Source organism: Bradyrhizobium sp. USDA 4354 (assembly GCF_054060315.1).
On record NZ_JBSSDC010000001.1, the window covers coordinates 7253179 to 7275721 of the forward strand.

The 22543-nt window shown below is 64.3% G+C and carries 21 protein-coding genes and 2 pseudogenes; 12 read left to right on the plus strand and 11 right to left on the minus strand.

Going from position 1 to position 22543, the window contains the following annotated elements; genetic code table 11:
* Window positions 1-11: 11 nt before the first annotated feature.
* Window positions 12-225, plus strand: a pseudogene (locus tag ACVIIV_RS33665) (IS5/IS1182 family transposase); the annotation flags it as partial.
* Window positions 226-237: 12 nt separating this feature from the next.
* On the opposite strand, the gene ACVIIV_RS33670 reads toward ACVIIV_RS33665, so the two are convergent.
* A complete protein-coding gene (locus ACVIIV_RS33670; protein WP_456748028.1) occupies window positions 238-420 on the minus strand; it encodes a hypothetical protein in 183 nt (60 codons plus the stop codon).
* 174 nt (window positions 421-594) lie between these two features.
* On the minus strand, window positions 595-819 hold the full coding sequence (locus ACVIIV_RS33675; protein ID WP_456748029.1) for a hypothetical protein: 225 nt from the start codon (window positions 817-819) through the stop codon (window positions 595-597).
* 299 nt (window positions 820-1118) lie between these two features.
* Between ACVIIV_RS33675 and ACVIIV_RS33680 the strand changes: the two genes are divergently transcribed.
* The 6 genes from ACVIIV_RS33680 to ACVIIV_RS33705 all read left to right on the plus strand — a co-directional run bounded on the left by ACVIIV_RS33680 (window position 1119) and on the right by ACVIIV_RS33705 (window position 8825).
* Window positions 1119-2360, plus strand: a complete 1242-nt coding sequence (locus ACVIIV_RS33680) for an MFS transporter (protein WP_456748030.1) — start codon at window positions 1119-1121, stop codon at window positions 2358-2360.
* 101 nt (window positions 2361-2461) lie between these two features.
* Window positions 2462-3655, plus strand: coding sequence for a M20/M25/M40 family metallo-hydrolase (locus ACVIIV_RS33685; protein WP_456748031.1), 1194 nt, complete (start codon window positions 2462-2464; stop codon window positions 3653-3655).
* A gap of 267 nt (window positions 3656-3922) precedes the next feature.
* The gene (locus ACVIIV_RS33690; RefSeq protein ID WP_456748032.1) at window positions 3923-5125 is read left to right on the plus strand and encodes a calcium-binding protein; all 1203 of its coding nucleotides are present in this window, start codon (window positions 3923-3925) and stop codon (window positions 5123-5125) included.
* 235 nt (window positions 5126-5360) lie between these two features.
* Complete coding sequence (locus tag ACVIIV_RS33695) at window positions 5361-6356, plus strand: alpha/beta fold hydrolase (protein ID WP_456748893.1); 996 nt, start codon at window positions 5361-5363, stop codon at window positions 6354-6356.
* 109 nt (window positions 6357-6465) lie between these two features.
* Window positions 6466-7551 (plus strand): mandelate racemase/muconate lactonizing enzyme family protein, encoded by a 1086-nt coding sequence (locus tag ACVIIV_RS33700; protein WP_456748033.1) that lies wholly within the window; start codon window positions 6466-6468, stop codon window positions 7549-7551.
* 125 nt (window positions 7552-7676) lie between these two features.
* A complete protein-coding gene (locus ACVIIV_RS33705; protein ID WP_456748034.1) occupies window positions 7677-8825 on the plus strand; it encodes an amidohydrolase in 1149 nt (382 codons plus the stop codon).
* Between the two features lies 1 nt (window position 8826).
* On the opposite strand, the gene ACVIIV_RS33710 is transcribed toward ACVIIV_RS33705, so the two are convergent.
* Window positions 8827-9042, minus strand: coding sequence for a hypothetical protein (locus tag ACVIIV_RS33710; RefSeq protein WP_407113949.1), 216 nt, complete (start codon window positions 9040-9042; stop codon window positions 8827-8829).
* An 89-nt stretch (window positions 9043-9131) separates the two neighbouring features.
* On the opposite strand from ACVIIV_RS33710, the gene ACVIIV_RS33715 reads away from it, so the two are divergent.
* The gene (locus ACVIIV_RS33715; RefSeq protein WP_456748035.1) at window positions 9132-9854 is read left to right on the plus strand and encodes a DUF72 domain-containing protein; all 723 of its coding nucleotides are present in this window, start codon (window positions 9132-9134) and stop codon (window positions 9852-9854) included.
* Window positions 9855-9856: 2 nt separating this feature from the next.
* Here the strand turns inward: ACVIIV_RS33715 and ACVIIV_RS33720 are convergent, their stop codons facing one another.
* Window positions 9857-11044 carry a CaiB/BaiF CoA transferase family protein gene (locus ACVIIV_RS33720; RefSeq protein ID WP_456748036.1) on the minus strand — a complete coding sequence of 396 codons (1188 nt, stop codon included), beginning with the start codon at window positions 11042-11044 and terminating at the stop codon, window positions 9857-9859.
* Window positions 11045-11395: 351 nt separating this feature from the next.
* On the opposite strand from ACVIIV_RS33720, the gene ACVIIV_RS33725 reads away from it, so the two are divergent.
* Window positions 11396-11674: a hypothetical protein gene (locus tag ACVIIV_RS33725; protein WP_456748037.1), complete on the plus strand. Its 279-nt coding sequence runs from the start codon at window positions 11396-11398 to the stop codon at window positions 11672-11674.
* A gap of 214 nt (window positions 11675-11888) precedes the next feature.
* A complete protein-coding gene (gene ftsH / locus ACVIIV_RS33730) occupies window positions 11889-13730 on the plus strand; it encodes an ATP-dependent zinc metalloprotease FtsH (protein WP_456748038.1) in 1842 nt (613 codons plus the stop codon).
* Window positions 13731-13953: 223 nt separating this feature from the next.
* On the opposite strand, the gene ACVIIV_RS33735 is transcribed toward ftsH, so the two are convergent.
* On the minus strand, window positions 13954-14190 hold the full coding sequence (locus ACVIIV_RS33735) for a hypothetical protein (protein WP_456748039.1): 237 nt from the start codon (window positions 14188-14190) through the stop codon (window positions 13954-13956).
* A gap of 498 nt (window positions 14191-14688) precedes the next feature.
* Here ACVIIV_RS33735 and ACVIIV_RS33740 point away from each other — a divergent pair, with 498 nt between their 5' ends.
* Window positions 14689-14967 (plus strand): hypothetical protein, encoded by a 279-nt coding sequence (locus tag ACVIIV_RS33740; protein WP_456748040.1) that lies wholly within the window; start codon window positions 14689-14691, stop codon window positions 14965-14967.
* A gap of 263 nt (window positions 14968-15230) precedes the next feature.
* Here ACVIIV_RS33740 and ACVIIV_RS33745 read toward each other — a convergent pair whose 3' ends face one another.
* The 3 genes and pseudogenes from ACVIIV_RS33745 to ACVIIV_RS33755 all read right to left on the minus strand — a co-directional run bounded on the left by ACVIIV_RS33745 (window position 15231) and on the right by ACVIIV_RS33755 (window position 17383).
* Window positions 15231-15557, minus strand: a complete 327-nt coding sequence (locus ACVIIV_RS33745) for a hypothetical protein (protein ID WP_456748939.1) — start codon at window positions 15555-15557, stop codon at window positions 15231-15233.
* 14 nt (window positions 15558-15571) lie between these two features.
* Window positions 15572-15661: pseudogene (locus tag ACVIIV_RS33750) on the minus strand (ATPase inhibitor subunit zeta); the annotation flags it as partial.
* Between the two features lie 159 nt (window positions 15662-15820).
* Window positions 15821-17383, minus strand: coding sequence for a glycoside hydrolase family 17 protein (locus ACVIIV_RS33755; RefSeq protein ID WP_456748894.1), 1563 nt, complete (start codon window positions 17381-17383; stop codon window positions 15821-15823).
* 845 nt (window positions 17384-18228) lie between these two features.
* On the opposite strand from ACVIIV_RS33755, the gene ACVIIV_RS33760 reads away from it, so the two are divergent.
* Complete coding sequence (locus ACVIIV_RS33760; protein WP_456748041.1) at window positions 18229-19221, plus strand: AI-2E family transporter; 993 nt, start codon at window positions 18229-18231, stop codon at window positions 19219-19221.
* Between the two features lie 259 nt (window positions 19222-19480).
* On the opposite strand, the gene ACVIIV_RS33765 is transcribed toward ACVIIV_RS33760, so the two are convergent.
* Genes ACVIIV_RS33765 through ACVIIV_RS33775 form a run of 3 tightly spaced genes read right to left on the minus strand, consistent with a single transcriptional unit; the run spans window position 19481 to window position 22513 of the window.
* The gene (locus tag ACVIIV_RS33765) at window positions 19481-19927 is read right to left on the minus strand and encodes a hypothetical protein (protein WP_456748042.1); all 447 of its coding nucleotides are present in this window, start codon (window positions 19925-19927) and stop codon (window positions 19481-19483) included.
* 1 nt (window position 19928) lies between these two features.
* A complete protein-coding gene (locus ACVIIV_RS33770) occupies window positions 19929-20843 on the minus strand; it encodes a DUF2950 domain-containing protein (protein ID WP_456748043.1) in 915 nt (304 codons plus the stop codon).
* Window positions 20840-22513: a DUF3300 domain-containing protein gene (locus tag ACVIIV_RS33775; protein ID WP_456748044.1), complete on the minus strand. Its 1674-nt coding sequence runs from the start codon at window positions 22511-22513 to the stop codon at window positions 20840-20842. The genes ACVIIV_RS33770 and ACVIIV_RS33775 overlap by 4 nt, the downstream gene beginning before the upstream one ends.
* Between the last annotated feature and the right edge of the window lie 30 nt (window positions 22514-22543).

Genomic DNA, 22543 nt, shown 5'->3' on the forward strand with positions numbered 1-22543 from the left:
CATTGCCTTCGCTTGCCATCAAGAAGGGCGCGTCGGCCGACATCCCGCCGAAAAGCAACTACAGCGATCCGATCTGCTTTAGCCCTTATCTCTACCGCGCTCGCAACCGGGTCGAGAGTTCTTCAACAGATCAAATAATGTCGTCGGGTGGTGACGCGTTACGACAGGTTCGCTGCCAATTACCTTACCTTCGTCCAACTCGCGTCAACAGGGGCTTCGCCTTGATGAGTCCGCGTCCTAGCTCGTCGAGCTCTCCGGATCCACGATGGTAATTTGCAGCCCAGCCTTGTTCAGCGCTTCAGTGATCTGCTTCGCCAGAAGCTTGGCTTCCTCAGTTCCGATTTGTGCGTCGGGATGTCCCCTAAAGAACGCGCAAAGCGTCGTTGCGATGATGGTATTCACCTGGTGGGCATCAACCATTTACTGCTCGCGGAATTGCTGACTGCTTCACCGGATCGGCGGTGCGTCAGCGTGCAGAACCGAGACGTCATCGCAAGCCAAAGAACGAAAGAATGACCGCGATCACAACGACTAGTCCTATGAGGTAAATCAAGCCGTTCATTGCAATTCTCCTTGCCGGTAGGACGGTTGAATCTATTCGAGGTTCGTGGCTGCGTTCTTGGCACTACACTGCTGAACGGCCAACTTCTCGATCTCCACTTCCTTCTCTATGGCCGCGAGAGAGTTGCCGATCTTGTCGACGAGCCTGACCAGATCGGTATTGGAGATGCGAAGCCGCCTGCGTACCGACTTGACCTGCGCTGCGTTCGCAAGATCGAGCGTTGTGCGAATGGGCCGTGGCGGTCTCGAGGACAGCATGAGCAGGTCTCCTGACCGAGGTAAGAGCGATGACGTCTCCTTTGTTCCTATCGTCGACGGTCCGGCCCCCCTGCCCCTCCGTGGCATTGCTGCGTCAGTTGCGCCGCGGAAATCGGCAGTCGTCGCGACGGCCGACAGTCACTCGGCAGCGCCATGCCGATGACCGACTGCCCGCCTGGTCATTCGCGAGTTGATCTACAGACGCACATTCCGACATGAGGGGGTCCCGCTGCCGCCATTGGCACCCGCCCCCTCGATCATGTAACCCCACCCAAAACCTCCTCGGGGACGGGACGCTCATGACCACCACCCACGACGCGGGCACCGCCACCCGCGCGCTGATCTTTGCGCTGCTCGCGCTCGCCTGCGGCCACATGCTCTCGACCTTGCTGCGCACCATTCCGGCCGTCAGCCTCGACCTGATGGCGGCGGATTTCCACATCGAGCCGCAGGCGCTGGCGAGCCTCACCTCGGTCTATCATTTCGCCTTTGCGGCGGCGCAGATTCCGGTCGGCGCGGCGATGGACCGGTTCGGCGTGCGGCCGGTGTCACTGAGCCTGCTCGCGGGGACCGTGTTCGGCGCAGCGGCGTCGGGGTTTGCGACGGGACCGGAAAGTTTTGCGGTCGGGCAGCTGCTGCTGGGCGTTGCCACCTCGGGCATGCTGATGTGCCCGATGACTCTTGCCGCCAAGCAATTGTCGCCAGGCCGCTTCGGCCTTTGGTCGGGCGCGATCCTCTCGATCGGCAATATCGGCATGCTGCTGTCGGCGAGCCCGCTCGCCTTCGTGGTCGACAATTGGGGCTGGCGCGCGGGGTTCTGGATCTCCGCGATCGGCGGCGTCGCGGTGGCGCTCGCGGTGTTCGCGCTGGTGCCGAACCAGCCGGCCGAGCACAAGGACGACTCCTCGCCGCTGGCGCAGATGATCGAGGTGCTCAGGCTCGGCCTCTCCCGCCCCTTGCGCGGCCTGATCGCGCTGGCGCTGGTGTCGCTGGCGACCACACTGGTGCTGCGCGGCCTGTGGGGCGGGCCGTGGCTGATGCAGGTCAAGGGCTTGTCGCGGGTCGAGGCCGGCAACCAGCTCGGCGCGTTCACGCTGGCGATGATCGCAGGCCCCCTGTGCATCGGCATGATCGACCGCAGGCTCGGCCGCCGCCGCGCGCTGGTGGCGGGCTCGCATCTAGCCGGGGCGGTGCTGCTGGCGCTGATGGCGTTCGGCGCGCCGCATTATGCGGTCGCCACGCTGTTCGGCGTGCCCGTGATGCCGCCGCAATACGACCTCGCGCTGTTCGTGCTGATCGGTCTTGCGACCTCCGCCCAGCCGCTGCTGTTCGGCATGTCCAGGCAGCTGGTCGACGCGCAGACCGCCGGGAAGGCGCTCGCAGCCGTGAACCTCGCATTCTTTCTCGGCGCGGCCTTGATGCAGTCGGTGACCGGCGCGGTGGCGGCGCTCGCGGGACTGCCGGTGGTGCTGCTGTTCATGGCTGCCATGCTGGCATTCGGTGTGTTGATCTTTTTGATTTACACCTCGCCGCGTTCGTAGGATGGGTTGAGCTCTTCGCGAAACCCATCATCCTCGCGCCTGGCTCGATGGGTTTCGCTTTGCTTGACCCATCCTACGAAATCGCAGCGAAGGACCGCTACATGCCCGTCGACACCAAAGCCGGCACCGACCGTCTCATGCGCTTTCTCGCCGTCGAGGGCGTCACCGGACAGGAGGCGGCGATCGGGCGTGAGATTGCCGCCGCGCTGAAGGAGGCCGGCGTGCCGGCGAAGGCGATCCGGCTCGACGATGCCAACACGCGCATTCCGGTGCCGACCGAGACCGGCAACCTCATCGTCGACCTGCCCGGCCGCGGCGCGCTGCACAACCAGCCGCGCATCATGTTCATGACCCACATGGACACCGTGCCGCTGTGTGCCGGCGCCAAGCCGAAGAAATCCGGGCGCAAGATCGTCAACGAAGCCAGGACCGCGCTCGGCGGCGACAACCGCTGCGGCTGCGGCGTGCTGGTGACGCTGGCGGCCGAGCTCGCCAGGCAGAAGCTCGATCATCCGCCGATCACGCTGCTGTTCTGCGTGCGCGAGGAGAGCGGGCTCTACGGCGCGCGCCACGTCAAGCTCGATGAGCTCGGCTCGCCGGTGATGGCCTTCAACTATGACGGCGGCTCGGCCTCCAACGTCGTGATCGGTGCCGTCGGCGCCGACCGCTGGACCGTCGAGATCTTCGGCCGCGCCTCGCATGCCGGCGTCGCGCCGGAGCGCGGCATCTCCTCGACCATGATCATGGCGCTCGCGCTCGCGGATGTGAAGGCCGGCGGCTGGTTCGGCAAGGTGGTGAAAGGCAAGCGCCAAGGCACCAGCAATGTCGGCCCTGTCACCGGCGGCGAAGGCCGCCCGGCGGGCGATGCCACCAACGTCGTCACCGATTACGTGCATGTGCGCGGCGAGAGCCGCAGCCATGACGGCAAGTTCTTCAAGGAGATCACCAAGGCCTACAAGGCCGCGTTCGAGAAGGCGGCCAAGAAGGTCACCAACACGCAAGGCAAATCGGGCAAGGTCAAGTTCAAGGCGGAGACCGACTATTATCCGTTCCGCATGAGGGAGAGCCTGCCGGTGGTCAAGCGCGCGATCGAGGCGGTGTCTGCGGTGGGCGGAACCCCGAACGTGCGCGCTGCCAATGGCGGCTTGGACGCCAACTGGATGGTCCGTCACGGCATTCCGACCGTGACCTTCGGCGCCGGCCAGAACGAGGCGCACACGGTCGACGAATGGATCAATCTTGACGAATACGACCGCGCCTGTGCGCTGGCGCTGCAGCTCGCGACGATACGGTGAGCTGGCAAAAGACATGTCATAGCGCTTTAACACGGCTTTGATCTAACAGGTCGGTCGCGGCTTCCGTGAAGTCCGCGCATGCCCCGTGCTGCCATCGACGGCCAGCACCGTCACGCGGTTCCTCGGCCGCAATCAAACCGAGTCCGGAGCAAACCTCCGCCATCAACTCCAAGTAGATTCGGATTCAAGCGTGACCGCAGTGCGTCTCGCCGAGACCTCCGCTGTCGTCAGAGTCACGCGACTGACATGAAATGGGAGTGATGCGCCATGCGCACGATGCCGAACGACACCCTGATCCTCACCTTTCCGGACTTCAGCCAAACCGCGACCATCGTCGGAGATCCCAACTTCCCGATCGACGGCTGGGGCGGGAACGACACGGTGACGGCGACCATCCTGAACGCGGACGTGTTCGTCACGCTCATCGGCGAAGACACGATCATGCAGGGCGATTCCCACGGCGGGAACGACACGCTCACGGCGGACGTGGACTATCCCTTCAGCGGCGCCACCATTATGGGCGACGCCCAGACCATGTTGGGCAATGCTGCAGGCGGAAACGACACGCTCTCCGCCGACGCCGGCGGCAATTTCCGCTCCAACATCTCCATTTACGGAGATGCCGGAGGCGACATGTCGGGCAGCACGCAAGGCGGCAATGACACGCTGACGGGCGTGACCGGTGGGCGGGCCTTCGAGAACGTGTTCAGCGGCGATGCCGGGGGATCCATGAGCGAGAACGCGCAGGGCGGCAACGACACGCTGAACGTGTTCGAATATGCATTCGAAAGCACGGCGACCCTCAGTGGGGATGCCGTCGGTGCCATGACCGGCAACGCAATTGGCGGAAATGACAACCTCACCCTGGGCATCAGCAGCGGCATGGCCATCGGAGGTGGAACGCTGGCCGGCGATTCGCTCGCGTCATTGACCGACAATGCCCAGGGTGGAGACGACACCTTGACCTTCGTGACGAACGGTGGCGAGCCGCCGCCAGCCGTCTACGGCTCCCAGTTGATTGGCGATGCCCTGAACATGTCCGGCAACGCGCGTGGCGGCAATGACACCCTCACTGGCGGAGAGTTCACCGATCATCTCTACGGCGATGCGCGGACTTATGCGCCATCCGCGCCTGGCTCCATCACCGGCGGCACGGACACGCTGAACGGCGGCGCGGGAAATGATCAGCTGTGGGGCGGACCGAACAACGATGTCTTCGTCTTCACGGCCGGCTCCGGCAACGACGTCATCAACGACTTCAATCAAGGCAACACCGCCGTCGGCAGCACCGCGCCGGAACTCGACGTGATCAACCTGCACGACTACGGTTTTGCGGATTGGGCGGCCGTGTCCAGCCTCATCAGCGATGACAGCTCGGGCAATGCGGTGATTCACCTCGCCGCCAATGACACGATCACCTTGAGCGGGGTTCATGCGGCCTCGCTGGAGGCGACGGACTTCATCGTCTAGGCCCGGCTGCACAAGAGCAGCGGTGGACCGCAACGGCGCGGCAGCGGAGACGGCGTCGAACTGCCGGATCCGCTGACCGCGTCCGCGGCCGGCGATTGTGCGCGCAGCACACTGGCGCAATCGGAACGAAGGAAATCGCACGACGTTTGGATGCAACGTGACGGAAAATCAAGGGCTCCGGAGGATCGCGATGGACAAAATGAATATCGGCCGGCGTACGGCTCGTTTCGCGATCATGGTGGCGGTTGTCGTTGCAGGCGGCGTCGGAGCCGCATTTGCGCAGCCATGGCCCAACGCACATGACGCCGGGCTTCGCGCCGCGTCGTTGATACAGAGCGGTCTGCCGGATGGATTTCGCGACGAATTTCACGATCGTTTCGCAGAGGTCAACGGGGTGCGGCTGCACTACGTCATCGGCGGACCGGACAACGGTCCGCTCGTGGTCCTGCTGCACGGTTGGCCGCAAATCTGGTACGCTTGGCGCAAGGTGATGCTGCCGCTGGCGAAGGCGGGTTATCGCACGATTGCAATCGATTACCGTGGCGCCGGCGAGTCCGACAAGCCTGCCGGCGGCTACGACAAGGCGACGATGGCCACGGACATCCGCGCCCTTGTCCATCACCTCGGCGCAAGCCGGCTTCATCTGGTCGGCCGGGACATAGGCGTGATGGTTGCTTTCGCCTATGCCGCCCAATGGCCGGACGAAGTTCAGACACTCGCGATGCTCGATGTACCGATCCCGGCCACGACGGCCTGGAACGATGCCAAATCCAAGCCCGATCCGGAGCTGTGGCACTTCGGACTGTTCCAGCAGCGCGACATCGCCGAAATGCTGGTGAGAGGCCACGAGTATGAGTTCATCCGCGACTTCTACAGGAAGCGGGCCTTCCGGCCTGTCTCGGACGATGACATTGCCGTCTACGCGAGCGCTTATGCGGCGCCCGGCGGCCTGCGCGCCGGCTTCGAGCTTTATCGCGCCTTCCCCGAGGACGAGCGCCGTTTCACAGAATTCGAGAAGCACAAGCTGCCGATGCCGGTGCTGGCGCTCGCAGGCGACAAGAGCAACGGCATGATCGAAGTGACGATGGCCAGAGAGATCGCCAGCGACGTTCACGGCGGCGTCGCGCCGGATACCGGACATTGGCTGCCGGACGAGAATCCTGAGTTCTTGACCGCGCAGTTGCTGGCCTTCCTGCGCCAGCCGAGCACACAAGGTCAATCCAACCGTTGACATGTCAGGCGTGAGTTGGCGGCCGCGTCCTGCCCAAGCGGCCGTGGCGCATTCGGTTGCGCATATCGCGTGACCGGCTTACCCTGCAAAGAAAACGCAGGGAGGAACCATGGCGCGCATCGCAACAACCGAGACCGGACTCTACCGGGTTCCCCTCCCCATTACGCTCTCCGACTCCACCCATGGCGAGATCGCCGCGTTCGAGCTGATCACCTGCCGCATCCGTGATGCCGATGGCGCCGAAGGCGTCGGCTACACTTACACCGTCGGCCGCAATGGCGGCGCGACTGCCGACATTCTCAAGCGCGAGATCCCGCCGCTGGTCGAAGGGCGCGAGGCCGATGATACGGAAGCGATCTGGCATCACCTCTGGTGGGCGCTGCATTATGGCGGCCGCGGTGGGCCGACCGTGCTGGCGCTCTCCGCGCTCGACATCGCGCTGTGGGATTTGAAGGCGCGCCGGGCCAAGCTGCCGCTGTACCGTTTGCTCGGCGGCTTCGATGCGCACGTGCCGTGCTATGCCGGCGGCATCGACCTCGATCTCTCCGTCGATGCGCTGCTCAAGCAGACCGACGGCAACCTCGCCAAGGGATTTCGCGCCATCAAGATGAAGGTGGGGCGACCCGACCTCAAGTCCGACGTCGCGCGCGTCTCCGCGATGCGACAGCACCTCGGCGATGGCTTTCCGCTGATGGCCGATGCCAACATGAAGTGGACGGTCGAGGAGGCGATCCGGGCCGCGCGTGCCTTCGTTCCCTATGACCTGACCTGGCTCGAGGAGCCGATCATCCCCGACGATGTCGCCGGGCACGCGCGCATCATGCAGGCGGGCGGCGTTCCGATCGCGGCGGGCGAGAATCTGCGCTCGCTGTGGGAGTTCAAGAACTACATCGCCAGTGGCGCGGTGTCCTATCCCGAGCCCGACGTCACCAATTGCGGCGGCGTCACCGCGTTCATGAAGATCGCGCGGCTGGCGGAAGCCTTCAACCTGCCGGTCACCAGCCACGGCGCGCACGATATCACCGTGCACCTGCTCGCGGCCTGCCCGAACCGCTCTTATCTGGAGGCGCACGGCTTCGGGCTCGACAAGTACATCGAGCATCCGCTGGTGCTGAAGGACGGGCTTGCGCTGGCGCCTGATAGGCCGGGGCATGGGATCGGATTCGATTGGAAGGGGCTGGCGAAGCTGGCGTGACACCGAATTGCTCGTCATTCCGGGGCGCGCTGCTGCAGGCGAGGCATTCGCTGGCGCTTGATGCAGCGGCCCAATATTCGGCTATGCTGACTGCAAGTCGGCCCTCCCAGCGAAAGACCTCCGCCTTGTCCCCCGAGCTGCACCAGAAACTGACCGCGTGGCGCCGGCACCTTCATGCCCACCCCGAACTATCGCTCCAGGAAAAAGCTACCGCGGCCTTCGTGCAGGACAAGCTCACCGAGCTCGGCATTCCCTTTGAGGCAGGCATCGGCGGGCACGGCATCGTCGCGACCTTGACGCGCGGCCACGCGCAAAGGCGGGTCGGCCTGCGCGCCGACATGGATGCGCTGCCGATCACCGAGGACACCGGCCTGCCCTACGCTTCAAGGACATCAGGCGTGATGCATGCGTGCGGTCATGACGGCCACACCGCCTCGCTGCTCGGCGCCGCAGCCCTGCTCGCCGCCGACACCGATTGGAGCGGCACGGTCGATTTCATCTTCCAGCCGGCCGAGGAAGGTTTTGGCGGCTCGCGCGCGATGGTCGCGGCCGGGCTGTTCGACCGTTTTCCGATGGAACGGATATTCGGCTTCCACAACTGGCCCGGGCTTGCCGCCGGCACCGTCGCGGTGCATGACGGCGTCGTCATGGCCTCCGGCGGGCGCATCACCATCACCATCGAGGGCCATGCCGGCCACGCCGGCATGCCGCATCTGACGCGCGATCCGGTGGTGGCGGCCGGCCACTTGATCGTGGCGCTGCAATCGGTCACCTCGCGCGGCGTCGATCCGCTCGACACCGCCGTGCTGTCGCTGTGCACGATCGAAGGCGGCACCGCGCCGAACCAGATCGCCGGGCGCGTCACCATCCGCGGCACGCTGCGGTATCACCGCGAAGCGGTCAAGGGCATCATCCTCGACGGCATCGAGCGCAGCTGTGCCGGGATTGCGACCAGCTTTGGCGTCAAGGTCACGCCCGAGATCGTCATGGGCGTCGGCGTCGTGATCAACACGCCGGCCGAAGCGGAGCTCGCGCGCATCGCCGCGGAGAAGGTGCAGGCGCCGGTGCGGCGCGACCTTCCGCCCAGCATGGCCGGCGAGGATTTTGCCCACTATCTGCAGCAGCGGCCGGGCGCCTTCGTCTGGATCGGCAATGGCGAATTGCGCGAGGGCGCCGAGCTGCACGGCCCGCGCTACGATTTCAACGACGCCATCCTGCCGGTGGCGTCGAACTGGATGGCCGAGGTGGCCAAGACGGCGCTGGCGTCGAACTAGCTCACGAGATCTCGCGCGGAAGCTTCCAATCCGGTCGCGGCTCGCAAACCTCGTCCACGCGCTCGACGTGATAGCCGGCGGGCAAGAGGTGTCCGCCCTCCTCGTCCGCGACCGGAACGTCGGTCACGAGGCCCTCGATCAAGGCGGCTTCCCACACCTCTTTCTCGGTCGGAAAGGGATTGCCGATCTGCTTGTTGCCTTCGAACAGCGCGTACATCGGTTCCGGTCCTGCGTTGATCCTCACGAGCAACGTATCGGCCGCATGGACGTTCCCTCCGGCAAATGGCAACGGTTGATACGTGAAACATGGCGCGCGTTCTGATCGGAACCTCCGGCTGGCATTACGCCTCCTGGCGCGGCCCGTTCTTTCCCGAGGGCGTGACGCTGAAGCAGCAGCTTCGTTATTATTCCGGGCAGTTCGACACCACGGAGCTGAACGGCGTGTTCTACCGCACGCCGACACCGGAGGCGGTGAAGGGATGGCGCGAGCAGACCGGCCGCGATTTCGTGTTCGCCTGGAAGGCGTCGAAATTCATCACGCACTGGAAGCGCCTGTCGGACCGCTCCGTCAACAGCCTCGAGCTGCTGGAGGACCGCATCTCGCGGCTCGGCGGCAAGGCCGGCCCGATCTTGTTCCAGCTGCCGCCGCAATTCGAGGCGAATGCGGACCGGCTCGCGTCCTTCTTCAAGCTGCTGTCGCGGAAACGACGCTACAGTTTCGAATTCCGTCATCCGAGCTGGTATCAGCCGCGCATCCTGCGGATGCTGGCCGAGGAGAATATCTCGCTGTGCCTGTCCGACCATCACGATGCGCCGGCGCCGTGGAAGCGCACGGCGGATTTCGTCTATGTGCGCGGACACGGACCGGGCGGGCGCTATCACGGGCACTACACCAAAGCCACGCTGGCGCAATGGGCAAAGCGCATCAAGTCGTGGAAGCGGCAGGGCTGCGACGTCTATGTCTATTTCGACAACGACCAGAAGAGCGCAGCGCCGGCCGACGCAAGGGCGTTGAAGCAGCTGTTGTGACGCTAGATAGCGCCGCCCTGCCGAAGCGCCGCGATCGCGGTCTCATCATAGCCGAGCTCGGCGAGGACGAGATCGGTGTGCTCGCCAAGCGTCGGCGGGCGCGTTGCGATGCCGCCCGGCGTTTCCGACAGCCGCACCGCGGCGCGGGCGACCGGCGCCTGCTTCGGCAGGCCGGGATAGTCGACGTCCTGCATGAAGCCGGCGGCGCGGATATGCGGATGATCCAGCGCCTGTTGCGGTGAGAGCACGGGGCCGGTCGGAATCATCGCTTGCCCCAGCGCGTCGACGGCCTCCTGCGTGGTGCGCTCGGCACACCAGCGCGCCATCCGCTCGCTGATGATGCGGCCGTTGTTGCCGCGGCTGATGTCGTCGGCAAAGCGCGGATCGTTCAGCCACAGCTCTTCCTCGCCCATCAGCCTCGCCCAGCGCTTGAATAGCGGATGTCCGGTAACCTGGCATAACACCCAGCCATCTTTGGTGCGGTAGATGTCGGCTGGCGCTGCGGTCTGGCCTAAATTGCCCGTCGGCACGCGGTTGACGTTGATGACGGCCTGCTCGATCAGCGTGGCATTGGTGAAGGACAATGCGGTTGCGAGCAGCGCGCCCTCGACGATCTGCCCGCGTCCGGATTTGCCGCGCTCGATCAGCGCGGCGAGCGTGCCGAACGCGCAATGCAGCGCGGTGCCGAAATCGACCCAGTTCACCGCGGCCCGATACGGCGGATCGCCCGCGCCCGTCATGTACACCGAGCCCGACATCACCTGGCCAACGCCGTCGAAGCCGACGCGATCGGACCAGGGCCCCGGCCCGCCGAACGCGGTGGCCGTGGTCAGGATGATGTCCGGCTTGATCGCCGTCAGCGACTCGTAATCGAGGTTCATCGCGCGCAGGGTTTGCGGCGGCAGATTGGCGACCACGACGTCCGCGGTCGCGATCAGGCGGCGCATCACCTCCTGCCCCTCAGCCTTCATCGGATCGAGCGTGATGCACTTCTTGTTGCGATTGACCTGGAGGAACAGCGCGCCCTCGCCGCCTTCACCCACCGGCGCGACGAAACGATCCTCGCTGCCGTCGCGCTTCTCGACGCGGATGACCTCGGCCCCGAACTCGGCCAGCAAGGTCGCGCAATAAGGCCCGGCGATATAGCGCCCGAAATCGAGCACGCGCACGCCCTCCAGAACTCCCCCCATGGATTCCTTCCTTTGATTGTTTCGCTCAAATTACAGCGGATGGCCGTCACCGCAAGGCACGACATCCCCTGCTGGCCCAGGAATGTGGGCGGCGGACATTTCGAACGGCGGAATTCGGTCGGACATCCGCCGCGGCGGCGACGAGCAAGCTCTCCACGCGTGAAGGGGCAGCTCCGCTCGCACTGCGACCAAGCGTCCGACCGCGCGGGAGCAGCAGGGCGAGACTTGAAGTCGCCCCGGCCAATCCTAAGTTCGAATGCTGCCGGGCCACGTGTTCGGCGGAAAAGAAACTCATGCAGAGGATTGAGAAGCCCGCGGCTTTTGCGGGCGTCTATCTGAGAGGGAAGTCACATGAGAAAGCGTGCTCTTGCAATCGCCGCGGCAGCAACGCTCCTCATCGGAACGGTTGCGCCGGCTTCGGCCCATTGGCGGGGCCATCATCACTGGGGTGGTCCCGGCATCGGTCCGGCCCTTGCGCTCGGCCTGTTCACCGGAGCGCTGGCGGCCGCGGCTGCACCTCCGGTCTATTATGAGCCGGTCTATGGTCCGCCGAGGTATTACTACGGACCCCGATACTATCGGACCGTCCGTTATTATCCAGCGGCGTACCCCTACTGGTATCCCTGGTAGACTTGCGCAAAGGCCCGGCCAGCAACCGGGCCTTAGCGCTGCCTAGGCGGGATGCCTCTCACACGAAGCGCGTTGGTAGATCGGGAACCGAAGGCAGCGGGAGAAGTTCTGTCGATACGATGCAGGTCCGGACCCGTACCGGGCCCGAGCGAGCACGCAACATATGCGGCTCGACGCGGCCCGGCCGCGCAAGATTATCGGATCTGGATTTCGCATGAACAAGAATGTCCGTTTCAACCTCGGATATGCGGTCGCCGCGATCTTCGCGGTCTTCTTGATTCAGTACCTGATCTCCACGGCGAACCAAATCGCCGTGATCCCCTACAGTGAATACCAGCAATTGTTACGCCAGGGGAAAGTCGATGCCGTCGGCATCTCCGACCGCACCCTGCAGGGCACGCTGAAGGAGCCGTTGCCCGGCGGCCAGAAGCAATTCGTCACCACGCGCGTCGACCAGGACGTCGCGCAGGAGCTGGAGAAACACAACGTCCGTTTCACCGGGCAAATCGAGAGCACGTTTCTGCGCGATCTCTTGTCGTGGGTCATGCCCGTGCTGCTGTTCTTCGGCGTCTGGTGGTACATCGGCCGCCGCATGGCCGAAGGCGGCGGGATCGGCGGCGGGCTGATGGCGATCGGCAAGAGCAAGGCCAAGGTGTATGTCGAATCCAATACCGGCGTCACCTTTGCCGACGTCGCGGGTGTGGACGAAGCCAAGGACGAGCTTCGCGAGGTGGTCGATTTCCTGAAGAACCCGACGGATTATGGCCGGCTTGGCGGCCGCATGCCGAAAGGCGTGCTGCTGGTGGGCCCGCCGGGCACAGGCAAGACCTTGCTGGCCAAGGCCGTCGCCGGCGAGGCCAGAGTGCCGTTCTACTCGATCTCGGGTTCGGAGTTCGTCGAAATGTTCGTCGGCGTCGGCGCCGCGCGTGTCCGGGACCTGTTCCAGCAGGCCCACGAAAAGGCGCCGGCCATCATTTTCATCGACGAGCTCGATGCGCTCGGCCGCGCCCGCGGCATCGGTCCTTTCGCCGGCGGCCACGATGAGAAGGAGCAAACGCTCAACCAGCTGCTCGTCGAGCTCGACGGCTTCGATTCGCGCTCGGGGCTCGTCATCCTCGCCGCCACCAACCGGCCCGAGATCCTCGATCCCGCCCTGCTCCGCGCCGGCCGCTTCGACCGGCAGGTGCTGGTCGACCGTCCCGACAAGAAGGGCCGCATCGAGATCCTCAAGGTGCACATGAAGAAAGTGCGGGTGGCTGATAGCGTCGATGCAGACGCCGTTGCCGCGCTCACCCCGGGTTTCACCGGAGCCGACCTCGCCAATCTCGTCAATGAAGCGGCGCTGCTGGCGACGCGCCGCGCGGCCGACGCGGTGGGCATGGTTGACTTCAACAATGCGGTCGAGCGCATGATCGCGGGGCTCGAAAAGCGCAACCGCCTGCTCAACACCAAGGAACGCGAGATCGTCGCCTATCACGAGATGGGGCACGCCCTCGTCGCGCTCTCACTGCCGGGGACTGATCCCGTGCACAAGGTCTCGATCATCCCGCGCGGTGTGGGCGCGCTCGGCTACACCATTCAGCGACCGATCGAAGACCGCTTCCTGATGACCAAGGAGGAGCTGGAGAACAAGATGGCGGTGCTGCTCGGCGGCCGCGCCGCAGAGCTGATCGTGTTCGGGCATCTGTCCACCGGTGCGGCCGACGATCTGCGCCGCGTCACCGACATCGCCCGCAGCATGGTGACGCGTTACGGCATGTCCGAGAGATTGGGCAGTGTCGCCTATGAGCGCGATCCCGGCAACTTCCTGGCAAGCGCCGACCGCCCCTATCCGACGCGTGAGCGCGATTATGCCGAAGAGACTGCAGCCGCGGTCGACAGCGAGGTGAAAGCCATCGTCGACCAGGTCTTCCAGCGCACCCAGGGCATTTTGAGCACGCGGCGGCCGATCCTGGACCGCGCAGCGAAGAAGCTCTTGGAGAAGGAGACGCTCGAGCAGAGCGATATCGACGTGCTGATCCGGGAGATGCCCAAGGAGGGGCTGCGGGCCATCTAACTGGTGCGCGGCACAGCGATCGGTCTGCGTCCCAGATCAGATGCGAACGGCACGTCTATTTCGCCGTCTCCCTCCTGCTTTCGGCAGGAGATTGGCTGCCGGGTGATGGGAAAAGTGCAGAAGAACGTCATGCGCGAACGCTTTGCAGATCTCTACTCCGGATGAGCGTAGCCTCCTTGCCGCGTCTTTGGCACGTCCTCTGGCCTGCGCGAGGCTCGCCACGTCAAGGACGTGACGGATCAGGCTGGTCGCCGAGACCGCCTGGCGCCGTGGTCGCGCGATGCCGGCCGATCCCTTCGCTCAACGTCTTGCCGCTGGCGATGTTGACGTGGTGCAACGCGGCGCAAGCGGGACATCGGACCGATACGTGCGTGTCCGCGGCGTCGGACGTTGCGCCGGACAGCCAGTGCTGCACGTTCATGCCGGTGCGGGGACACTTGAAGATGATGTTGCGCTCCATGCTGCATATATGCGCCGGGCGCTCCGGCCTTGAAATTGCGGGCCAATACTTAGGCAAATGTCCTGAACGGATCCACGCGGAAGTGGCAAAGACATCGCCAAGCGCTGCTGCGCAAGTTGCCGATCGAGAGCGGTCGGCGAGCGCCTCCAGCCGACTTTGAGCTGGATCAAGACATGTTTGTGACCTGACTATAGCGTTGTGTCGGATCGGGAACGCTTTTCGAGGTACCGTTGCCGGAACGAGCGACGTTCGGATTCCGAGGCCCTGCGGGCGCCGCTTTCACAGACGGGTGCAGAAGACCGCGAGCATGGAGCAGGCGAGAGAGCGGCTCCGCCGGAGAGTTCGATGGAACCAAAATCGGCAAGGCGGGTTTGTTGGACGGGCTCGGCCCCTGGATGCGAACAATCGGCCTCGGCGCTCCCATGGAGCCCGGGGCCGATTTTCGTCGAACCCATGGGATCGTCTGGGCAAAGGAGTACGCCGATCAGGAGAGCCGACATGCTTGCCGACATTCACACCGACGATCTCACCGCGGTCGTGCGCTACGCGCTGGAGACCACCCGCGCGACGACTGCTTGCCCGTTCCATTGCGACGTGATCGTCCGCATCGGAGATGACGCTGCCGAGAGCCACGCCTTCGAACGTGCCAAGCGCATCGTCAGAAGTGACGGCACCAAATGGGACAAGGAAGCTCTCAGGATCGAGCTCGGCCGTCAGCTCGGAGTAGCCGCAGACGGCCGCTGCCCCAAGTGCGATCCGACCGCCTCGTGCGTGTAGCCGCCGCGAGCGAGCTGGATCATGCACACGAACTCGCTTTTCCGGGCAGGACGTCGAGCGATCGGCGGCGACTTAACTTGTGTGAAATCCGCCGATGGAATTGGCCCTTACCCTGAACAGTGCGCGCAGCTCTATCCAGGGGCCGGAATTCCCGTGAAAGTGACAAAGCCGACCGCCTCCATCATCCGCGGGAGACCCCGGACGGATATTCCATCAGCGGACGAGGACGATGATCGTCAACTTTCGCCATCGGCCGAGAGGCGTCAGGTCGTCGACGAGTACGCCGACAATTTGAGGAAGATCATCCGAAGACTTCTTGGAAAGCTGAATTGATCTGGTTCGGGCAGGGTAAACTTGCCGCGCACCAGCTCCCGCCACGGACGACCGATGCGCTCGGCGGCTTCGGCCTCGGTCAGGAACCGGTTCATCGCCTGCCAGACCTCCTGCTTTGGGATGCCTGCCGGTGCAAGGTCAGCCGCGACCCGATCGATCGTCGGCTCGACGGTCGGACTTGCGACGGCGGCTTCCAGGATTTCCTGGTAAGAACCTTGGCGGCTGCTGCGGACCTGCCGAGACGCCGCGCTGCCCACTGCGCAAGCGATGCCACAGCACGCTCCCGCCCTCTGAACTTGAATTCCTCGCGGTGCGCGAACCCGGTCTCGAATGCATTCTCGCGCTCGTCGAACGAAGACATGCTCGATCCTCCAACTTTGGCGCGGAAGCACCAAACTGCAAAGTTAACCGGAGAGCTGCGCTCCCGGTTGATGCAGGTCAGACGCTCTGGCGCCGAGAATGTGTTTGCCTCATCGACGGGAGCGGTGCGGGAAAGCTACTGCTGCATGTCGTGCCATTCTCAGGCACGCGCCCGCCACAGCGTCGCGGCAAGCAGGAGATAGGCGGCGCAAGTCCACATCGCCTGCCAGTTCGCCGGCCCTTCGTTGACCCCCACATAGATCGCGGCTCCGACAAGCACGCCCGCAAACAGCGCCTCCGCCACCGGACGGCTTCCCTTGCCGGGCGGGTTGAGCAGCGTCATGGCCGCCAAGGGTAAGGCTGCCATGGTGAGTGCGGCAAAAGGAAAATCGATAAAGCGCGGGTCAAACACAAGCCCGAGTGCGGTCGCCGTGCCGGTCACGACGATTACGATCAAGGCCAGCCCGTGCATGGTCACGAGCATCGATTCCGTCCGGTAGCCTTTCGGACCGAGCAACTCCTGAAAACTCGGCGGTGGACGCCCCGACATCAGGGCGTTGGCACCAAGCACCGGCGAAACCGTCGCGGCCGCCAGCAGAGAGCTCCACAGCAGCCAGCCACCTGCTCCGACACTTTCAAAGAACACCTTTTGGGCGGCCACGCCAAACAGGATTCCGGCTGTCGTCGCCGATATTGCGACCCCGAACCATGAAGCCAGGCCAGAGCTCCCGGGCTTGCGACGCGAGGTCAGCCACGCGGCAGCAAAGACCAGGGTCGCCAGCGCAACTCCGCTGCCCATTTGCAGCTTCCAGAGCGGAAAGTTGCTGACGGGGATGCCGGCAGGATATTTGAGCACGCGCTGCTCGCCTCCGAACAGGCCCCATGATCCACCGACGGTGCCCTCGATCTCTCGCTTCCAGGATTCGTCATAGGCCTCGAACAGGTTGACGCGGAAGTTCTCGCGCCGGGCGAGGTCGAGCACCTCCGAGACCACCCGGGCCTGATTGATACGCGACGGCACCGCCGATTCCCGCATCCGCCCCTGGCTCGGCCAACCTATCTCTCCGATCAGGATCTCTTTGCCCGGAAAGGCCGCCGCGACCTGCCGGCGGATTGCGTCGGCGTGCGTGGCCGCGGATTCCGCCGGGATCGGCACGTTCTCCCAATATGGCAGGATGTGAATCGTGACGAAATCGACGGCGTCGTAGAGCTCACGATTGCTCAGCCAGAATTCCCAGACGTCGGCATAGGTCACGGGGACACTGACCTGCGCCTTGACCGCCCGGATCGTGTCAGCGAGATCGGATACAGTTATGTCCTTGCGCAACAAGGTCTCGTTGCCGACCACCAGCGCGATCACGGTCCCCGGATATTCCCTAGCGAGGCGTATCGCCGTCGATATCTGCGTTCGATTCTTCTGCTGGTCCTTGTCGAGGAAAATGCCCTGGATGACTTTCAGACCCGCTTTGGATGCAAGTTCGGGGATTTGATCGAGACCAAGATCCGTCGCATAGGTACGGATGCAGTCGGATATCTCCGCAAGCTGGGCGAGATCTTCCGCGATCTGCTCACGCGATACCTGCGTCGCGGGCGAAAGCGAGGTCTGATGGCTGCGGAATGGAGCGTATGAGATGCATTGGACCTTGTCGTTTGGATCGATGGGTGCGCGCACCAGATCGACTGGCGTCCCCAACCACCGCCACACGGCGGCGATGGCGCCCAGCGATATCAGGAAGAGCGCGAGCGAAACGCGGCGAGCATCGAGCCTTGTGGCAGGCGCGACGTGCTTGGCTTCTCCTCTTCGCGGGAGCAGCAGCCTGGAGAACCAGCTTGCTTTCCGAGGATGGACCAACTGATCACACGTGAGGTGGAGCTTTTCACTTGCCGCGATGTCGCGGACGCGTCGCATCGCCTCAAGCGCGCGCCTGCGATCGCAACTGCATGAAAAACAGGAGGATCATGCAATTGAATATGTTCAAGGTCGCTCCCAAACCGATTATAGGATCGCTCGCGTTTCCACAAGCTGGTTGATTCAGCAATTCCTGAAGTCGCCATGGATGGCTGCCGGGGAGATCGCCAGCTTCGGCTGGCCTCCCTGATCTGCAATCTACATAATCTCAGTAACGCCAACGGGGTCCGGGGATCACTCCCTGCACCTCGTCCTCGCAAGCAAATCCTCGAGCGAACTTGACGGCTTGCACATCGTCATCTTGATTTGCGTCAATCGACGAGCTTGCGGACGACGCCGCGGGACCTGCAGAATATTGGGTGGACGGGGCTCGCACCACCAATTCCACTGGAACCTTTGACCGAGATCAGGTCTCTTGTGACACAAATGATCTTTATTGTTGTCGATCTGCCCCTGCTCCGTGGTCGGGATAGGCCCAATCCGACGTTGCACCCGTGCGCGTGCCGCTGTCGGTCTGTCATTTGGCCTCGCCACGCGCATGCTGATGATGCGAAGCGCACTTTCACGCCATAGCGGAACCGATGGAAGAGAACAGTCAAGGACCGGCGCACCAAGCCCAACCATTCTTCGAGCGAAGGCTAGCCCCGACGGCTCTCGCCATGGCCATCGCTTTGGGTGCGATCCTCTGCGCGTTCATGGCCGGCCCGTTTCTGGGCGCTCTGGTTTGGTCAACCACACTTGGAGTCTTGTGCGCGCCATTCAATACGGTCGTCGGCCAGCGTCTCAACTCTCGTGGTCTCTCCGCGCTGATCACTGTTGTCGTCGTCGCCTGCATCGTGGTCGTCCCCGCCATCCTGATGGCCGGAACTCTGCTTAACGAAGCGGTGCGGAGCGCGGCGCTGGTCGCGCCCATGTTCGACGCGGAAGGCTGGGCGCGCGTGCTAGGCGAGCAGCGCTCGCTTGCGCCGGCGCTACAATGGATCCACGACAAGATCGATCTTCCGGATCTGATCCGAACCGCCAGTTCGGCTTTTGCGACGTGGAGCGGCTCCGTCCTGCGCGCCTCCTTTTCCGGTGTCGCCAACCTGCTGCTGACCTTCTATTTCCTGTTCTATCTGCTGCGCGACCGGGAAAGGATAGCCGAGGTCGCGCGGCTCTATCTGCCATTGTCGCCCCCTGAATTGGCACGGATCACGCGCGTGGCGAGCGATACCATCTTCGCCACGGTCTTCGGGACCGTCGCGGTTGCGGCGCTGCAGGGCGGGCTCGGCGGCCTGATGTTCTGGTGGTTGGGGTTACCCGCCCCCGTGTTCTGGGGCCTCGCGATGGCGCTTCTTGCGATCGTTCCGTTCCTGGGCGCCTTCGTGATTTGGGCGCCTGCCGCCGTATTTCTCGCCTTGAGCGGCGCCTATACATCCGCTGCCGTCTTGACGGTGTGGGGGACTCTCGTCGTCGGCCTCGTGGACAACGTGATCTATCCGATCCTGGTCGGCAACAGGCTTCGGATGCACACGATTCTGTCCTTTATCGCCATCGTTGGCGGGCTGATCTTTCTCGGTGCGCCTGGCGTGGTGCTTGGCCCGTTGGTGCTCGCAGTCACCTTGGCTTTGGTGCAAATCTGGCGCGACCGGGCGGCAGCCCTCAATGCCTGACGGCAACGCGTGTTGAGCTTCGGCCGGCTTCGTGCGTGATTTCGAGTACGTGTTCAGGCTGCAAGAGCGTGTCGCGAAGCTCGAGCGCGATGTTGAAGGTTTTCGGGTCCAGTCCCGAGCACGCTGGTTGGGCCGGATGATGCCGGCCCTCGCCAGCGCACGAAGGCAATCGCCCAGGAACCTCGTCGTTTCGGCTATCGAGGCAAAATATTCGTTCGCGCGAACAAGAACGCTCCCGAGCAGCGCATTCAGATCGAGCCTACTTCAGCGAAATCACAATCGCGCTGAGGTTGGCAGCCATCTCCAACCCGGCCTTGGGCCCTTGCAGCACCATCACAACTCCGTTGTCGTTTCGTAGGTGGACACCACCCACGCCGCCGACGAGAGCGCCGCCACCGCCAACCGAACTGTAGGTGCCAGCGAAGTCGCGGACATCCCTGATGCCGGAGGCCCAGCCTTCCAGGCGGCCGGCTGTGGCACCGGCCGTGATGCCGAAGCTTATTCCGGTGACGCGGAAGGGATAGCTGCGGCCGCGATAGCTCAACACACCAGTGCCGGCACCGCCGCCCAGCAGCAGGCCCGCCTTCACGATCTTGACCCGGACATGGCCGGCAGCTTGCGCAAGCGAGGGAGCGGCCGGAACGGTGACGGCGAACAGTACGATCGCGGCAAGGCGGCTGATCGAGCGCAGTATGGCGCTGGTCATCTCACGGTTTCGCAGCATCGACCTTCTTCCAGGTCTGGTCCGGATCGAACAGCGTGAGGCGCTTCGCGACGAAATCGGTGCGCTTGCCCAGATCCTTCTGGTAGACGACGCCGGCATGATTGACCAGGAAGGTCATCACGCCCGAATTGCCGTATTCGGCTGGCCAGGCAATCAGCGCGAAGCCGCCGATCATCTTGCCTTTGACGACGTAATTCATCGCGCCGCCGGGCGCATCGGGCCCCTGCCCCTTGAGAATGCGGAAGTAGTAGCCGTGATAGGGCGCCATTCCCTCACCGGCTTTGTAGCCCTCGCTCGACGCTTGCGCCGCCAATGGGCCGAGCGGGCTCGGATCGTTGTCGTCGCGCCAGAAAAGACCGTCCTTCTTGCCGGGCGTGGAGACGATGCGCTGTGCGTAGGCGCCGACGCCCTCGCCGCGGTCCTTGTCGGCATATTCGTTCTGCGCGTCGACGAAGGCGAGCGCGGTCTGGATCGCATCAAGCTCGTTGCGCCCGATGCGCCGGCGCAGGACTTCGATGCGCCCTTCGTCGGTGGCGAATTCCCAGCCCGCCTTGGTGTTCACCAGCGGAATCGGGAACGGGAAATCGTCGGGTCCCAGGATAAGGATCGCGGTCTTGTTTCCCTCTGCCTTGATGCCGTGCTTGGCGTCATACATCGAGGTGAAGCGCTGGCGGATATCGTTGTCGGCGATCTCGTCGCCGGAGAAGACGATGTCTTCGGCTGCACTGCCGAGCACTCTCAGGATGTCGCGAGGTCCGCTCTTGACTGCGGCGGCAAGCGCTGCGGCTGCGTCCTCCGGCGTCTTGTAGGATTGCTGTGCCTGGGCCGCACTGCAAAGCAGTGCCAGCACCATCATGCCCGGCAACACCGCGCGGCGAAACGACTTCAGACCGATCATGGCATCACCTCCGCAGGGAGCTTCGCGCCGCCGGCGAGCCAGTCGCGGTAGGTGCGGAATGTCAGCCCAAGCTTTTCGTAATCGACCCGCAGGTAACCGTCGCTGCCTCGCGTGACCGCGTCAGGCATCACCTGCGCGACCTCCTGCGCCATCACTCCGACATAGGCCTTGTCGCTGCCGATATAGCTGAAGCGATAGTAGCCGAGGCCGCTGGCGAGGTGCCCGAGCAGGACGATATCGCGCTTCAGCGCGATGTCGGAGCGCCGGCCGCCGCCGCCTCCACGGAAGCCGCCTCCACCACCGCCACGCATCGCCATTCCGCCTCCGCCACCTCGGCCGGCCATGCTCGGACCGCCGCCACCGCCACGCGGCATGCTCGCCATGCTGGACCGCCCGCGCGCCGATGCCGCGGCCGCCGATCGGCCGGATGAGACGTTCATCGCGCCACCGCGATTGCCGCCACCGCCGCGGTTGGCTGCACCGCCGCCGCGCGCCGCGGCCTTGGCGCGGTCGCCGCCGCCTTTGGCAGCAGCCTTGGACCGGTCACCGCCACCCTTGGCGCGATCCCCGGCACCAGCACGGTCGCCGCCGCCGGGCCGATCACCACGATCGCCTGCGCGATCTCCGGCCCGGTCGCCAGCGCGGTCACCCGGTCCGCCACGATCACCAGCACGGTCACCTGCGCGATCTCCCGCCCGGTCTCCCGCACCCTGATTGGGACGCAGCACCTGATTGCCGTCACGGCCGCGGAAGTCCATCCGGTCCGATGCGCCCGCCTTCAGGTTGTTGTTGCCGAAGCGCTGCTGAACGTTGGTGTTGCTGTAGCGCACCCCTTGCCGATGCGCGGGATTGTGCTGCCAGCCATTGCCGATATTCGTGGTGCGGTGATTGACGTAGACGTTGCGGTTGCCCCAGTTGCAGCCGCCGCCCCAGTAATTGCCCCAGCGTCCGATCGCCCAGGCCGTGCCGAACGCGATGCCGGCGGCAACCACTCCCGCACCGATGTAGGACGGATAGCCCCAGTAGTATGGCGGATACTCCGCATAGGGCCAGCTGCCGTAGACGGCGGCCGGATCGTAATACGGCACATACATTGCCGATGGATCGGCTTGCTGTATCACAACCACCTGCTTGCCTTCTTGAGACTGGACACTGACCTTCTGCTGCTTGGTGGTGACCAGCTTCTTGTTGTCATAGGCCTTGGTGCGCAGGCGCTGGATCGCATCCATCACGTCGGGCTGCTGCGCCAGAAACGCATCGCCGAGCTTTTTAGTCCAGTCGAGCTGGTCGCTCATCATGGTCAGGACGTCGGCGGTGCTGGCCAGTGCCTTGACGCTGTCGTCCCACCCCTGCTTGTCCACCTCCGTCTTCAGCGCATCGCCCTTGAGGCTCTTGCGCTCCTTCAGCCAGCGGTCAGCCTGCACGATCTCCAGCGGATAGGTCGAGGCGGCCAGCACGTTGGCAAGCAGCTCGTCCGGATAGAGCGCGATCGGCGCGACCAAAGCCTCCAGCTGTTCGGGCTTCAGAAGCTCAGCCGTCGGGACAGCCGAATTCGCCGGTTGCGCCTGCGGGGCGGGACCGGCGGATTTGTCGGTCGTCTGGGCCGACACGCAAACCGGCGTGGCCAGCAACAGCGCAAGCGCGATCAACGTCTTGCCGCAGCGGATCATCGCATCCTCCATCTCGGTTCTGCCGAGACC

Excerpts from the sequence above, each read along its gene's own strand:
- ACVIIV_RS33670 (WP_456748028.1), bottom strand. The coding sequence starts at position 420 with ATGGTTGATGCCCACCAGGTGAATACCATCATCGCAACGACGCTTTGC.
- ACVIIV_RS33740 (WP_456748040.1), top strand. The coding sequence starts at position 14,689 with ATGCTTGCCGACATTCACACCGACGATCTCACCGCGGTCGTGCGCTAC.
- ACVIIV_RS33765 (WP_456748042.1), bottom strand. The coding sequence starts at position 19,927 with ATGACCAGCGCCATACTGCGCTCGATCAGCCGCCTTGCCGCGATCGTA.
- ACVIIV_RS33700 (WP_456748033.1), top strand. The coding sequence starts at position 6,466 with ATGGCGCGCATCGCAACAACCGAGACCGGACTCTACCGGGTTCCCCTC.
- ACVIIV_RS33690 (WP_456748032.1), top strand. The coding sequence starts at position 3,923 with ATGCGCACGATGCCGAACGACACCCTGATCCTCACCTTTCCGGACTTC.
- ACVIIV_RS33680 (WP_456748030.1), top strand. The coding sequence starts at position 1,119 with ATGACCACCACCCACGACGCGGGCACCGCCACCCGCGCGCTGATCTTT.
- ACVIIV_RS33725 (WP_456748037.1), top strand. The coding sequence starts at position 11,396 with ATGAGAAAGCGTGCTCTTGCAATCGCCGCGGCAGCAACGCTCCTCATC.
- ACVIIV_RS33675 (WP_456748029.1), bottom strand. The coding sequence starts at position 819 with ATGCTGTCCTCGAGACCGCCACGGCCCATTCGCACAACGCTCGATCTT.
- ACVIIV_RS33685 (WP_456748031.1), top strand. The coding sequence starts at position 2,462 with ATGCCCGTCGACACCAAAGCCGGCACCGACCGTCTCATGCGCTTTCTC.
- ACVIIV_RS33735 (WP_456748039.1), bottom strand. The coding sequence starts at position 14,190 with ATGGAGCGCAACATCATCTTCAAGTGTCCCCGCACCGGCATGAACGTG.
- ACVIIV_RS33760 (WP_456748041.1), top strand. The coding sequence starts at position 18,229 with ATGGCCATCGCTTTGGGTGCGATCCTCTGCGCGTTCATGGCCGGCCCG.
- ftsH (WP_456748038.1), top strand. The coding sequence starts at position 11,889 with ATGAACAAGAATGTCCGTTTCAACCTCGGATATGCGGTCGCCGCGATC.
- ACVIIV_RS33770 (WP_456748043.1), bottom strand. The coding sequence starts at position 20,843 with ATGATCGGTCTGAAGTCGTTTCGCCGCGCGGTGTTGCCGGGCATGATG.
- ACVIIV_RS33775 (WP_456748044.1), bottom strand. The coding sequence starts at position 22,513 with ATGATCCGCTGCGGCAAGACGTTGATCGCGCTTGCGCTGTTGCTGGCC.
- ACVIIV_RS33715 (WP_456748035.1), top strand. The coding sequence starts at position 9,132 with ATGGCGCGCGTTCTGATCGGAACCTCCGGCTGGCATTACGCCTCCTGG.
- ACVIIV_RS33695 (WP_456748893.1), top strand. The coding sequence starts at position 5,361 with ATGGTGGCGGTTGTCGTTGCAGGCGGCGTCGGAGCCGCATTTGCGCAG.
- ACVIIV_RS33710 (WP_407113949.1), bottom strand. The coding sequence starts at position 9,042 with ATGTACGCGCTGTTCGAAGGCAACAAGCAGATCGGCAATCCCTTTCCG.
- ACVIIV_RS33720 (WP_456748036.1), bottom strand. The coding sequence starts at position 11,044 with ATGGGGGGAGTTCTGGAGGGCGTGCGCGTGCTCGATTTCGGGCGCTAT.